We start from the raw sequence: 13,757 nt of genomic DNA, 5'->3' as shown, positions 1-13,757 counted from the left end.
TCGAGATTGTCGAGAAAAAAAGGTCTCTTCAGCCCCGCATCACTGGCGGCATAGATTACCCGAATCTCATAAAGTTAACCGGAATGAACCAAAGTCGGATTGCTGCGTTACAGAGCGAAATCCAAGCAAGGGTGGCGAATGAAGTTTTTTGCGCTGACGTCTGCGTCTCGTGGCATGGCCATCCTGGTCGCGGCTCTTATCCTCCAACCCATCAGTGGTGCTTTTGCTGCCGATAGCGAAACGACGGAAGCGCCGCCCATCCCGGTCACGGCAATAACCGCCAAGCGCGAAACCATCCACAGGGTCATCAACGGTATTGGAACGGTGTCTTCGCTCCAGTCCGTTCTGGTGCGTCCGCGCATAGACGGGCAGGTGATGGAAATCCCTTTCACGGAGGGGGAGATCGTCCAGAAAGGAAGCGTCCTGCTGCGGCTGGATGACCGCCAGCTGGTATCCGACCTGACGTCTGCCAAGGCGAAGAAAGCCCAGGACGAGGCCCAGCTGCGCAGCGCCAAGGCGGATGCGGAGAGATATGCAGGCCTTGCGCAAAAGGGCATCGCGTCCACTGCAACCGTCGAGCAGAAAAATGCGTCCAGCGACCAGCTTTTCGCCGCCGTCCAGTACGACGATGCGGCAATCAAGAATGCCGAGACCCAACTCGGATTTGCGACCATCGTCGCCCCTTTCACCGGCCGCACCGGTTTTCGCCAAGTCGATACGGGCAGCGTCATCAGCGCAAGTTCGTCGACGGGGATCGTGACGATCACACAGATGGACCCCATCGGCGTGTCGTTCGTCGCTCCCGGCGATCGGTTTGCGGAAATCCGGGATGCTCTGAAACAGGGCATTGCCGAGGTCGAGGTATCGGCAACAGATGGCACCCGGCAACTTGCCAAGGGCAAACTCTCGGTAATCGACAATTCGGTCGATGCGAGCAATGGGTCGATCCACCTTCGTGCCGATTTCGACAATGGCGACAGCCGCTTGTGGCCCGGCCTGCCGGTTGCGACGCGCTTGACGGTCGAGGTTCGCGACGGCGTCGTGGTGCCCGACAAGGCTTTGGCGCGCGGCCCGTCGGGTCTCTATGCCTATGTCGTCGGAAAAGACGGCAAGGTTGAGAAACGCGATGTCGTCTCCGCCTTCGTGACAGATGCCCGTGCTTTGGTAACGAAGGGCATTTCGGAAGGCGATCAGGTCGTCATGGACGGCCAGTCGCGCATCGGCGACGGCGTCAAGGTCAGCGTCACCCCCTGGACCGGTTCCACGACCGGAGAACTTGCGGAGAAGCAATCCCCATGAGCGGCATCGATCCCTCCCAGACCGCTCAGCCTAAAGACTCGAATTTCTTCAGTTTTTTTATCGATCACCCCGTCGCCACCGGCCTTATCATGGCCGGTATTTTCCTCGTCGGTGCCATTTGCTATCCGCTGATGCCCGTATCGGCACTGCCGCAGATCGACTTTCCAACGATCCAGATCGCGGCAAGCCTTCCCGGCGCGTCGCCGGAGACGATGGCATCGAGCGTTGCCCAGCCGATCGAGGAGGCGCTTTCCCGGGTCAGCGGGATCACCGAGATGACATCGAGCAGCTCGCTCGGCACCACGTCGATCACCATCCAGTTCGCGCTCAGCCAGGACATACAGACAGCGGCGAGCGATGTGCAGACGGCGATCAGCGAGGCGTCCGCAACGCTTCCGAAGGACATGCCGTCCCTGCCAACGGTCCGGAAGGTCAATCCCGCCGATGCGCCGGTCATGCAGCTGTCGGCGACCTCGGACACGCTGACGCTACCGGAGCTCGACGAGTACATTGAACGAAACGTCGCCACCAAGATCGGCCAGGTTTCCGGCGTTGCCTATGTCAATATCGGCGGCAAGCAGAAGCCGGCGATCCGCATCGGTGTCGATCCCGGTCGCCTCGCGCAATCAGATGTGACGCTGGAAGATGTCCGCTCTGCCATCGGCAATCTCAGCCTCAGCGCCCCCAAGGGCAACATCGACGATCCGACCCGGACGTTTCCGATCTACACCAACGACCAGATTACAAAGTCGGCCGACTGGAACGATGCTGTCATCGCCTACCGCAACGGCGGGCCGGTGCGTATCCGCGATATCGGTGCCGCCGTCGATGGCGCCGAAGACTCGAAGATGGCACACTGGACGAACGGTGAGCGAGGGATAGCCCTCGACGTATTCAGGCAGCCGGGCGCAAACGTCATCGGCGTCGTTGACGCAATCAAATCCCAGCTTCCCGCCCTGCAGGCATCGTTGCCACGCGCTATCAAGCTGGAACTCGTGACCGACAGGACATCGACGATCCGGGCGTCCGTCGAGGATGTCCAGTTTACGCTGATGCTGACCATCGGGCTCGTGGTGCTGGTGATCTTCCTGTTCCTGCGGGATATCAGGGCAACCATCATCCCGGCGCTTACCCTGCCGATTGCCCTTGTTGGCTCGCTCGCACCGATGTGGGTGCTGGGTTTCAGCCTCGACAACCTGTCGCTCATGGCGCTGGTGGTGGCCGTCGGCTTCGTCGTCGACGACGCGATCGTCATGCTCGAAAACATCACCCGCCTGATCGAGGAGGGTCTGGAGCCAAAAGAGGCGGCCCGGAAGGGAGCGCGGGAGATCGGCTTCACGATCATTTCCATCAGCCTTTCGCTGATCGCCGTTCTCATCCCCATCCTGCTGATGGGCGGCATCGTAGGCCGAATGTTCCGCGAGTTCGCCGTGACACTGACGATTGCCATCGCGATTTCGGCCTTTGTCTCGCTCACGCTGACACCGATGCTGGCGTCGCGCTTCATCAGATCCGTGCCCAAGGAGCAGCATGGACGGCTCTACCGCATGGGCGAGGCATTCTTCGACTGGTTGCTCTCGCTCTACGCCCGCAGCCTGGCCCGCGTGCTGCGACACCCCTACGTGACACTGACCGTCTTCCTCGGGACCATCGCGCTGACGGGGTACCTCTTCTATATCATCCCCAAAGGCTTTTTTCCGGAGCAGGACACCGGCTTCATCGCAGGCCAGTCACAGGCTTCACCGGATATCTCCTACACCGAGATGGCCAAGCTGCAGGAGCGCGTCAGCGCCATCATCCTCAAGGACCCAGCGGTCTACAGCGTGTTCATGGATGTCGGCGGCGGCAATGGCGGCAACGCGCTCAACCAGGGCCATGTCAACATCACGCTGAAACCGCTGTCGGAGCGCGATGCAAGTGCCAAGGAGGTGATCCAGCGGCTTGGTATTGCCCTCAACCAGCAGCAGGGCATCAAGCTCCTCATGCAGTCCGCGCAGGATATCAACATCGGCGCACGGCCCGCCAAGACCCAGTATCAATATACGCTTCAGGACGGCAATATCAGCGAGCTCTCGCAATGGGCAACGAAGGTGACGAACAAGCTGCAGAGCCTGCCGGAACTGCGCGACGTCGGCAATGACCAGCAGGCGGAGGCTCCTAACCTGTCGATCCATATCGACCGGGCTGCTGCCTCGCTTTACGGCGTCCTTCCGGCAACGATCGACGACACCCTGTACGATGCCTTCGGACAGCGGCAGGTGGCGTCCTACTCGACACAGACCGACACCTTCCACGTCATCCTCGAGGTGCTACCAGACCTGCAGCGCAAGATCGCAACGCTCGACCAGCTTTCCGTCCGCTCCAGCAGCGGCACGCTAGTTCCGCTGTCAGTTGTTGCCAAGTGGACGACGAACGGGGTGTCGCCGGTTTCGATCTCTCATCAGGGACAATCGCCGGCAGTGACGATCTCGTTCAACCTGGCACCCTCTGTCGCACTCGGACAGGCAACGCAGGCAATCGAGGCCGCGGTACAAGGGTTGCAACCACCGGCATCGCTGCAGGCGAGCTTTTCCGGCAGCGCCAAGGCCTTCCAGGAGTCGCTGGCGACGGTACCGCTGCTGATCCTGGCTTCGCTGATCGTCGTCTACATCATCCTCGGCGTGCTCTATGAAAGCCTGCTGCATCCGCTGACGATCCTATCGACACTGCCGTCCGCAGGCCTCGGAGCGCTGGCGGCTCTGATGATTTCGGGCTTCGACTTCGGTCTCGTCGCCATGATCGGCGTCATCCTGCTGATCGGCATCGTCAAGAAAAACGGCATCATGCTGGTGGATTTCGCCATACAGGCGGAAAAGGACGAGGGCCTGACCAGCGAACAGGCCATCACCAAGGCGGCGCATCTGCGTTTCAGGCCGATTCTGATGACCACCATGGCAGCCTTGCTCGGCGGAATTCCCTTGGCGATAGGACATGGCACGGGATCAGAACTGCGCCAGCCCCTCGGTTACGCCATCGTCGGCGGCCTGATCGTCAGCCAGATCCTGACGCTCTACACGACCCCGGTGATCTATCTGCTACTCGACAGGCTGGGAAAACGGCGCGCAAACAGCAATCCGGAGCTAAAGGCAGGGGCCGCCTCTCCGGCGTGATGCACGACGGTCGTTCGGGTCCTTTGGGACGAAAGTTCCCGTCGAACATAACGCGCGCAGTATCGATGTCATGAGAGCCGAGCGTCTGGCCATTGCCATGGAGCCTTCGTTTATTTCATATAATATGATCGTGCCGCTTCTAGCCCAGTGAAAGTCCGCCGCAACAGACAGTGAGAAGTACCATGACCGAAACTGCCTCACGCATACCGCTCAAATTTATTGCCAGCGTCGCAGTCATCGCGCTGGTCGGACTGCCGGTTATATTGGGTTCCTGGTACACGATCGATCAAGGCGAACGCGGTGTGATCACGCGCTTCGGTGCAGTCGTTGGCACGGCGGATCCGGGCCTTGGCTTCAAGACGCCGTTCGTCACGGTCGTTACGCGCTTTCCGGTCCAGACACAGATCATCAAGATCGAGGATACGGAAGCCTACTCGCAGGACCAGCAGCCTGCCCATATGCAGCTTTCCGTCAATTACAGCATTACGCCTTCGCAGGTCGTGGATGTCTATAGCCAGTTCGGCAGCGCCGAGGGACTTGCCGACCGTCTGATCCGTCCGCGTATCCAGCAGCAGGTCAAAAACGTCTTTGGACATTACACGGCGGCAACGGCCATCAGCCAGCGCGACAAGCTCAACACCGATATCCGCCAGGCGCTGAGCGACTCCGTCAAGGGGCCGGTCATGATCGAAGGCGTACAGCTGGAAAACATCAAGTTTTCGAAGCCGTACGAGGAGGCAATCGAAGCCCGCATGACAGCGGAAGTCGAGGTTCAGAAATCGGCACAGAAAGCGCAGAACGAGAAGCAGCTGGCGCAGATCACCGTGACCAAGGCGCAGGCCGATGCGGATAGCCAGCTTGCCCTCGCGACTGCCCAGGCCAAAGCCATCACGCTCCGTGGTGAGGCCGATGCGAACGCCATCCGGGCCAAGGGAGAGGCGCTCCGCGACAACCCTGCGCTTATTCAATACCAGGCTATCGGCAATGGTTGGGACGGCAAGCTGCCCACCTCGATGACGCCCGGCGGCGCCTTGCCGTTCATCGGCGTCAGGTAGCCAGATCTGCCGACCGTTGACGCGGCGCGCTGGCGGGGAGATATTCTCCTCGTGAAGCCTCGTCCTGGCGGCATCAACGTCCCCCCGTGAGTGGGGAGCCTAATCCGGAGTGCTTATTTGCGTCATGTGGCCCTCATCGCGTTGAGGTCGTTGATCATCAGCCTGACAATTGTCGCGGCGCAGCATTTTTGGGGAATTGCATTTCCGCATGACAGCGTAAAATACTCGCTACCATCGTTTGGAATCCTGTTTCTGGTCGGATTTGTTCTCTCGTTGTTTTTCGAGATGTTCCAGAAGGCGCGATGAGCGACAGCATTCCTGCGCGGTGTCGGCGTTGTGGCATTTACCACACCTTTCGGAAAAATGCTTCGGCCCAGGAATGGCGATTGACTTAACATCGCCAAACCCAAACTTTCCTTAACGGGTTCCGGCTAGGGTTTCGTATGAGCGTCGCGCGTTCAAAGGGGAAATTTCATTAGGCGCCGGGTTTGCTGAACGAGCGCAGTTCATTTGGGGTCCGGCCGTGACGATTTACCTGCCGATAGCGGAATTATCGGTCAATATCTTCATCATCCTCGGCATGGGCGCGGCGGTCGGCTTCCTGTCGGGCATGTTCGGCGTCGGCGGCGGGTTTTTGATCACGCCACTGCTGATCTTCTACAACATTCCCCCAATTGTCGCCGTCGCCACAGGCTCCAACCAGGTCGTTGCCTCCTCGGTTTCCGGCGCTATCAGCCATTTCAGGCGCGGCTCACTGGATCTAAAGCTCGGATCGATCCTGCTTGCCGGCGGCCTTGTCGGCTCGACGCTTGGCCTCTGGGTCTTCGTGATCCTGCGGCGCGTCGGCCAGATCGACCTGATCATCTCGCTTCTCTACGTGTTCCTGCTCGGCACGGTGGGAACGCTGATGCTCTGGGAGAGCATCAATGCGCTGCGACGCGCAGCCGGCAAGGGCAAGCCGCTGCCCAAGCGGCCCGGCCACCATAACTGGGTGCAGCGGCTGCCGCTGAAAATGCGTTTCAAGAAATCCAAACTCTATCTCAGTGTCATTCCGGTATTCGGCCTCGGTTTCTTCGTCGGCGTGTTGACCCCCATGGGGATCGGCGGCGGCTTTATCCTGGTTCCAGCGATGATCTACCTTCTGCGCATCCCGACCAATGTCGTGGTCGGCACATCGCTGTTCCAGGTCATCTTCGTCACCGGCTATACGACCATCGTCCAGGCAGCCACCAACTATTCCGTCGATATCGTGCTCGCCTTCGTGCTGATGGTGGCCGGCGTCATCGGCGCGCAATACGGCGTGCGGGTCGGCCAGCGGCTGCGCGGCGAGCAGCTGCGTGCCCTGCTCGGCCTGCTCGTACTTGCCGTCGGCGTGCGCCTTGCCATCGCCCTGATCGTTACGCCGACCGATATCTACTCCATTGTCATGGAGGGTATCGGCCAATGATGGGACGTGCGCTTATCCTTGCCGCCGCCCTGCTGCTGGCAGCGTTTGGCGCCCGGGCGCAGGTCATGCTCGACGCACCGGCGACGCCCCTGCCCGAGACGATGGAGATCGGCACCTCGACCAGCGAAATCGCCATCACGTCGGATTTCGCCGGCGCCGACCTGACGATTTTCGGCGCACTCGGCAATACCGACCAGCTTTTGCTGGCCATCGGCCAGTATGACATCGTCGTGGTGCTGGAAGGTCCGCGCGAGAATGCCACGGTGCGCAAGAAGCAACGGGTGTTCGGCATCTGGGTCAACACACGGTCGATGACCTTCGAGCGGGTGCCGGAAGCCTATTCGCTGTCGAGCACGCGTGCCGTCGACAGCGTCACGACGCCGCTGGAACTGAACGACCACGGCATCGGCCTCGATCATATTCCGCTCAACCCGGTCGGCTTCGTTGGCGACGTCGGAAACCTGCGTGAGTTCCGCGACGCGTTCCGGAGGCTGCAGGAGAGCGGCGGCCTCTACGACCGCGATCCGAGCGGCGTGCGCTTCGTCAGCTCCAGCCTGTTCAAGGCGACGCTACGCCTGCCGGCCAACGTGCCCAACGGCGTACACACTGTGCGCGCCTATCTCTTCAAAAGCGGCAAATTTGTCGCCGAAAAGTCGCTGCCGCTGCGCGTCATCAAGACCGGCATCGAACAGACCATCACCGACGCCGCCCATGAGCAACCGATCGCCTACGGTTTCTTCGCAGTTTTCCTCGCCGTCGTGACGGGCTGGACCGCCAGCTTCGTATTCCGGAAGAGCTAGAGAACTCGCCACTTCGCTGTCGCGCTAAGCACGGAAATTGCGTTGGTTTGCAAGGGACTATGGGGCGTCGCACGAGAGCACCGACGATATATGCTACGGCGACGGAACAACTTTGGTTCGAGACCATTGAGCAGCATGAAAACAACCGCGCTCCTCACCACCCTCGCCCTCCTCGTCCCCTTTGCCGCCACGGCTCAGGAGATGAAGCCCGACGCAATCAATGCCTCGTCGCTCGCGTCGATCCCGGCGGACCGTCCGGCGACCGCTTCCGACAATCCCGATCCGGCGATTGTCCGCCTGCAGGTGCTGCTCGACCGCGCCGGCGCGTCTCCAGGGGTGATCGATGGTTTCTACGGCGAGAACGTCAGCAAGGCGGTCGCAGGCTTCGAGGCGATGAACGGGCTGGCGACTGACGGCAAGGTTGGACCTGATGTCACCAGCCGTCTCGATGGCAAGGTTCCGGTGATCGAGAGCTACGTGATCACCGCTGACGATGCCACGGGCATCGTCGATCACATTCCGACGGACTACGCCGAAAAAGCCAAGATGGAGAGCATGGGCTACACCAGCGTCGCCGAGAAGCTTTCGGAGCGTTTCCACATGGCTCAGGCGCTGCTGGAAAAACTCAATGAAGGCAACGATTTCGCGGTTGGCAAGACGATCCAGGTGGTGATGCCGGGTCCGCCGATGCAGGGCCAGGTCAAGCGCATCGAAGCCAACAAGAAGAGTGGCCAGGTTTTTGCCTATAACGCAGAAGGCAAGCCGATCGCCGTCTATCCTGCGACAGTGGGCAGCGAGGAAAATCCATCGCCAAAGGGACTGCACAAGGTCAAGCGCGTCGCCCGCAACCCGGTCTATCGCTACGACCCGGACAAGAACTTCAAGCAGGGCAAGAACGACAAGGTCCTGACGATACCCAAGGGACCGAACGGCCCTGTCGGCAGCGTCTGGATCGACCTCACCGAACCGACCTACGGCATCCACGGGACGCCGGAGCCCGACCTTATCGGCAAGGTCGGCTCGCACGGTTGCGTCCGCCTGACGAACTGGGATGCCGAAGAGCTGGCCGGCATGGTCAAACCCGGCGTGGTCGTTGAATTCGTAAACTGATCGAGCCCGTGCCGGCAGCACTGCCTGCGCGGAACCGACAATGCATAGTCTGACGGTCCTTTCCTCGGCACCGAGGCGGCATCTGCCACAACTTTGCTTGGCTATGTCCGCCACAAATCTGTCGCTCAATGTTCACGTAATCCTATTACATGCCGCTTCGGTCACCTTCTGACCGGAGCGGCATTTTTCGTTGCAATCACGCGGCCGGTCGCTCTTTCCCATGGAGCCACCATGTCGTTAAAATCCATCCTCATCGCCAGCCTGATGTTTGCTGCTGCGGGGAGCCCCGCTGGCGCGGGCGCGCTTTCCCCAGACAAATACATCGCAGTCATGCGTCACGGCGTCCGGCCGCAGACCAGCAGCCGGGAGCTGCTGCATTACTCGTCCCGGCAGTGGCCGACATGGGACGTCGCCGACGGCATGCTGACAGGGCACGGAAAAGTGGCGGCCGAGAAACTCGCCGCCTGGGAGGTTTCCATGCTGCGCGCCAAGAACCTCGTTCCCAAGAGCGGTTGCCCTGTCCCTGGTTCCGTCTTCGGTTGGGCCAATGGTGCCATCCAGCGCACCATCGATACCGGGAATGTGCTGTTATCGGCGATGTTCCCCGGCTGCGGCCTTTCCGTCGGCTTCAACGGGACCAGGGATGTCGACGCGCTTTACGCGGCCTCGGAAACCTCCCTTGGGGCCGTCGATCCGGCCAAGGCGGAAGCTGCCATCCTTGCCACGGCCGGCGGCAGTTTCGATGCGATGAAGGCCAAGGCGGCGCCCTTGATGAAGGAGCTCGACACCATCCTCGGATGCGCGACGCCTGCCTGCTCGATGGAACAGCGGCCCTGGACGATCGAGACCAAGGCGGCAAAGGACGGAAAGCCGGCAAGCGTTTCCATGAAGGGACCCATCGTCGAAGCCGGCACGATCGTGCAGGTTTTCCTGCTGCAATATGCCAATGGTTTTCCTGCAGACCAGGTGGCCTTCGACAAGGCATCCAGCGCTGCCGACATCATCCGCCTGTCGCAGCTGCGCCAGGTCAAATACGACATTGGCAACCGTGTACCCTACCTTGCGGCGCGCGACGTTTCGAATTTCCTTAACCAGGTGCTGCTCGCCATCGCTGCCGACCCGAAGGACGCGAAATCAGCGGAAGGACCACCGAACGCCAACTTCCTGCTCTTCATGGGCAGCGATACCCAACAGGCCGAAATCGCGGCGCTTCTTGGTCTGCACTGGCACATTCCGCCCTATCTGGACGACGAAACGCCTCCGACCGGGGCGCTGACCTTCGAGCGGTTGCGCGATGGCGCGGGCAAGGCCTATGTCCGTCTCGGCTTCGTTGCGCCGACCCTGGATCAGATTCGTGACGCCTCCACGATCGATGCAGCCTCGCCGCCGCTCCAGGCAGAGATAACGATGCCCGGCTGCGAAAGCGAGAGCGTCGAGGGTGCCTGCCCGCTCGATCGCTTCCTGGCCCTGGCACGACCGAAGCTCGATATGACGGCTGTGGCAAGCCAGGCTTACCACTGACAACGGGAAGTCCACAGGATCCCGATTAGCCGATGAGGCTTGCATACCGGACTGAATAGATACGGTCCCGACCGAGCAGGTGGGCAACCAGTAACGGGTGGTCGAACAGTCCGGCCATCGCCTTGTGACCGAGATCGAGGCCGCCACTCATCAGGCCGAAAGCCGGCATCAGCATGCGACCTCCGTCCGTTGCAAAGCACGGACGGCGGATCGACTTCTCCCGTCTGCGCACAGTGGCCGAGGGATGCAGGTGGCCGGCGATCTCTCCGGCCTGTCGGCCAGCCTTCGGTTCGTGCCGGAATGTCAGGCCGCTGTGTACGAGTTCGTCCAGCGATTGGCCGGGAAGACCGGTTGTGCCATCCGGGTCGTGGTTACCGTTGATCCATATCCATTCGCGACCTCGGGCCATTCCCGAGATCAGCGTCCGGAAAGCCTCCGGCATCAGGGCCGATCCCTTGCGATCATGGAAATTGTCGCCAAGCGAAATCACCAGCTTCGGATCGTAACGAGCGATGACGGCGGACAAGACCGTCAGCGTTGCCAGCGTATCGTAAGGTGGCAGCATCATGCCGCGACGGGCGAATGCTGCACCCTTCTCGAGATGCAGGTCCGAGACGACGAGGATGCCCGCATCCGGCAGGTAAAGGCCACCAAGAGGATCGCAGACGGCAGCGACGCCGTGGACGCTGGTTTCCGCGCCGGCTGATGTGGCAATGCCGGTCATGTCGCGCGCAAGCGCCAGTCTGGTTATCAAAAGTCCGCTTTCCAAGTTTCGTTCATGCCTGTGCCTGTCGAGACGCCGGAGGATCAAATCTCCCCCGCCATACCAACCCCCGTCAGCTCAGCGCCTCGGCGATCAGATCGTCGGCGGCTTCGGCCAGCAGCGCGTCATGGGCCTCTCCTGGAACGGATTCCCGGCCTATTTCGAGCATGACCGGTACGGCCAGCGGCGAGATGTGGTCGAGCGCCCGGTGGGTGATGTGGCCCTTGATTCGCCTCAGCATATCGCCAAGCCGGGCAATATCCAAAAGCCCCGTTGCCGCATCCTGCCGCGTCGCCTGAAGAAGGATGTGATCGGGTTCGTGGCTGCGCAACACGTCATAGATCAGATCGGCCGATACAGTCACCTGGCGGCCAGACTTTTCCTTGCCGGGATGGCGACGTTCGATCAGGCCGGAGATGACAGCGCAATTGCGGAAGGTGCGCTTCAGGAGGAAGGACTCGTCCAGCCACTCCTCGAGATCGTCGCCGAGCATGTCCTCGTCGAACAGCGTGGACAGGCTGAGGCGGCCGGTGGCGATCATCTGGCCCATGTCCTCCAGCCCCCAGATGCCGAGCGAATAATCTGTGGCGACGAAGCCGAGCGGCTTGGCGCCGGCACGCTCCAGCCGCCGGGTCAGCAGCATGCCAAGCGTCTGGTGGGCAAGCCGTCCTTCGAAGGGATAGGCCACCATGTAGGCGCGGCTGCCGCGCGGAAATGTTTCGATCAGCAGTTCGTCGCGTTTCGGCACCATCGACTTTTCCCGCTGCAACGCTAGCCAGTCGCGCACCTGGTCCGGTAGCTCGTGCCAGCGGTCGGGATCGGCCAGCATCGAGCGGACCTGGTCAGCGAGATAGGTCGACAGCGGGAACTTGCCGCCATTGTAGGAAGGGATCTTCGGGTCGTTGGAATAGGCCTGGCTGGCCAGCGCCTCGTTTTCGCGGATACCCTCATAGCGCAGCACCTTGCCCGAGAAGATGAAAGTGTCGCCCGGCGAAAGCTGCTCGAAGAAGTACTCCTCCATCTTGCCGAGCGTTGCCCCGCCGCGGCCGATGCGTCCGCCGGCGCCGCGTTTGACCATCTTCAGGTTCAGCATCGGCGATTCGACGATGGTGCCCGAGTTCAGGCGGTATTGCTGCGCCACGGCCGGATTGGAGATGCGCCAGCGGCCGTCCTCCATCTTGCGGATGCGGGCGTAGCGCTCATAGGCGCGCAGCGCGTAGCCGCCGGTGGCGACGAAATCGACGATCTGCTCGAAGGTCTCCCACGATAGATAGGCATAGGGAGAGGCGCTGGTGATCTCGTCGAACAGTTCGAGCGGATCGAAGGGCTCGGCGCAGGCCATGCCGAGCACGTGCTGGGCCAACACGTCGAGCGTGCCCCGGCCGACCGGCGGGGTGTCCTGTGCGCCGATGTAATTGGCATCGAGAGCAGCCTGGCACTCCATCACCTCGAAGCGATTGGCCGGTACGAGAATCGCCTTCGACGGCTCGTCCATGCGGTGGTTGGAGCGGCCGATGCGCTGGGCCAGCCGCGAGGCACCCTTGGGTGCACCGACATGGATGACGAGATCGACATCGCCCCAGTCGATCCCGAGGTCGAGCGTAGATGTGGCGACGACGGCGCGCAGCTTGTTGGCCGCCATCGCCGCCTCGACCTTGCGGCGCTGGCCGACATCGAGCGAACCATGATGCAGAGCGATCGGCAGATTGTCGTCATTGACCGTCCAGAGTTCCTGGAACAGCATTTCAGCCTGGCTGCGGGTGTTGACGAAGAGCAACGTCGTCTTGTGGTCGAGCAACTGGCTGTAGACGTCGGGGATGGCGTATTTCGCCGAATGGCCGGCCCAGGGGATGCGTTCTTCGCTGGCAAGGATCGAGATATCAGGCTTGGCGCCGCCGGCGACAGTCACGAGGCCTGCGTGACGATCCTCGCCCTCGCGCTGGCCGACCAGCCATTTCTGCAGTTCCATGGGGTCGGAGACGGTAGCGGACAGGCCAATGGTCTGCAGACCGGGCGCCAGCCGCCGCAGCCGCGCCAGCCCCAGCGACAGCATGTGGCCGCGCTTCGAGGAGACCAGCGAGTGCAACTCGTCGAGGACGATATATCTCAGATCGCCGAAGAAGCGCTGGGCCTGGCCATTAGCGAGCAGCAGCGCCACCTGCTCCGGTGTGGTCAGCAGGATGTCCGGCGGCGAGAGCTTCTGGCGCTGGCGTTTGGCGCTCGGCGTATCGCCCGTGCGGTTCTCGACGGTGACCGGCAGGCCCATCTCCTCGACGGGCTTCATCAGGTTTCGCTCGATATCGACGGCCAGCGCCTTGAGCGGTGAAATGTAAAGCGTGTGGATGCCGGAGAAGGCCGACCCTGGCGGTATCTTCCCGCGCCGCGTCAGGTCCGTAAGCGAGGGCAGAAAGCCGGCCAGCGTCTTGCCGGCACCTGTCGGCGCAATCAGCAGCGTGCTTTCGCCAGCTTCCGCGCGGGCCAGCAGTTCGAGCTGATGGGCGCGGGGCTGCCAGCCCTTTTCCGCAAACCAGCGGGTGAAGGGAATGGGCAGGGCCAGTAGCGTCTCAGTCTCGATGCGATCCACGTGACCATATGTAGTTCAGGTGACGCTAA

General features: G+C 61.5%; 9 protein-coding genes. 7 read left to right on the top strand and 2 right to left on the bottom strand.

What is annotated here, in order from left to right; all coding sequences use genetic code 11:
- Nucleotides 1-138 precede the first annotated feature (138 nt).
- The 7 genes from PR018_RS00800 to PR018_RS00770 all read left to right on the top strand — a co-directional run bounded on the left by PR018_RS00800 (nt 139) and on the right by PR018_RS00770 (nt 10,381).
- Nucleotides 139-1,299: an efflux RND transporter periplasmic adaptor subunit gene (locus PR018_RS00800; RefSeq protein ID WP_224128227.1), complete on the top strand. Its 1,161-nt coding sequence runs from the start codon at nt 139-141 to the stop codon at nt 1,297-1,299.
- Complete coding sequence (locus PR018_RS00795) at nt 1,296-4,448, top strand: efflux RND transporter permease subunit (RefSeq protein ID WP_142829125.1); 3,153 nt, start codon at nt 1,296-1,298, stop codon at nt 4,446-4,448. Before PR018_RS00800 ends, PR018_RS00795 begins: the two co-directional genes overlap by 4 nt.
- A gap of 182 nt (nt 4,449-4,630) precedes the next feature.
- Entirely contained in the window at nt 4,631-5,503 is an 873-nt protein-coding gene (locus PR018_RS00790; protein WP_142823962.1) for a prohibitin family protein, read from the top strand.
- A gap of 523 nt (nt 5,504-6,026) precedes the next feature.
- Nucleotides 6,027-6,950, top strand: coding sequence for a sulfite exporter TauE/SafE family protein (locus tag PR018_RS00785; protein WP_142823961.1), 924 nt, complete (start codon nt 6,027-6,029; stop codon nt 6,948-6,950).
- A complete protein-coding gene (locus PR018_RS00780; RefSeq protein WP_425064151.1) occupies nt 6,947-7,750 on the top strand; it encodes a TIGR02186 family protein in 804 nt (267 codons plus the stop codon). Before PR018_RS00785 ends, PR018_RS00780 begins: the two co-directional genes overlap by 4 nt.
- Before the next feature lie 135 nt (nt 7,751-7,885).
- Nucleotides 7,886-8,860, top strand: a complete 975-nt coding sequence (locus tag PR018_RS00775; protein ID WP_142823960.1) for a L,D-transpeptidase family protein — start codon at nt 7,886-7,888, stop codon at nt 8,858-8,860.
- A 231-nt stretch (nt 8,861-9,091) separates the two neighbouring features.
- Nucleotides 9,092-10,381 carry a histidine-type phosphatase gene (locus tag PR018_RS00770; RefSeq protein WP_142823959.1) on the top strand — a complete coding sequence of 430 codons (1,290 nt, stop codon included), beginning with the start codon at nt 9,092-9,094 and terminating at the stop codon, nt 10,379-10,381.
- A gap of 25 nt (nt 10,382-10,406) precedes the next feature.
- On the opposite strand, the gene pdeM is transcribed toward PR018_RS00770, so the two are convergent.
- Together pdeM and PR018_RS00760 are read right to left on the bottom strand one after the other, a co-directional pair.
- On the bottom strand, nt 10,407-11,135 hold the full coding sequence (gene pdeM / locus PR018_RS00765) for a ligase-associated DNA damage response endonuclease PdeM (RefSeq protein WP_202617126.1): 729 nt from the start codon (nt 11,133-11,135) through the stop codon (nt 10,407-10,409).
- 82 nt (nt 11,136-11,217) lie between these two features.
- Nucleotides 11,218-13,728 carry a ligase-associated DNA damage response DEXH box helicase gene (locus PR018_RS00760; protein ID WP_142823958.1) on the bottom strand — a complete coding sequence of 837 codons (2,511 nt, stop codon included), beginning with the start codon at nt 13,726-13,728 and terminating at the stop codon, nt 11,218-11,220.
- Nucleotides 13,729-13,757 lie beyond the last annotated feature (29 nt).

This window comes from Rhizobium rhododendri, from assembly GCF_007000325.2.
Lineage (GTDB): Bacteria > Pseudomonadota > Alphaproteobacteria > Rhizobiales > Rhizobiaceae > Rhizobium > Rhizobium rhododendri.
Note: the sequence above shows the minus strand (reverse complement) of the source record. Positions and strands in the feature narration are given on the sequence as shown.

Coding starts and splice junctions, on each gene's coding strand:
- PR018_RS00795 (WP_142829125.1), top strand. CDS start 1,296: ATGAGCGGCATCGATCCCTCCCAGACCGCTCAGCCTAAAGACTCGAAT.
- PR018_RS00800 (WP_224128227.1), top strand. CDS start 139: ATGAAGTTTTTTGCGCTGACGTCTGCGTCTCGTGGCATGGCCATCCTG.
- PR018_RS00770 (WP_142823959.1), top strand. CDS start 9,092: ATGTCGTTAAAATCCATCCTCATCGCCAGCCTGATGTTTGCTGCTGCG.
- PR018_RS00775 (WP_142823960.1), top strand. CDS start 7,886: ATGAAAACAACCGCGCTCCTCACCACCCTCGCCCTCCTCGTCCCCTTT.
- PR018_RS00790 (WP_142823962.1), top strand. CDS start 4,631: ATGACCGAAACTGCCTCACGCATACCGCTCAAATTTATTGCCAGCGTC.
- PR018_RS00780 (WP_425064151.1), top strand. CDS start 6,947: ATGATGGGACGTGCGCTTATCCTTGCCGCCGCCCTGCTGCTGGCAGCG.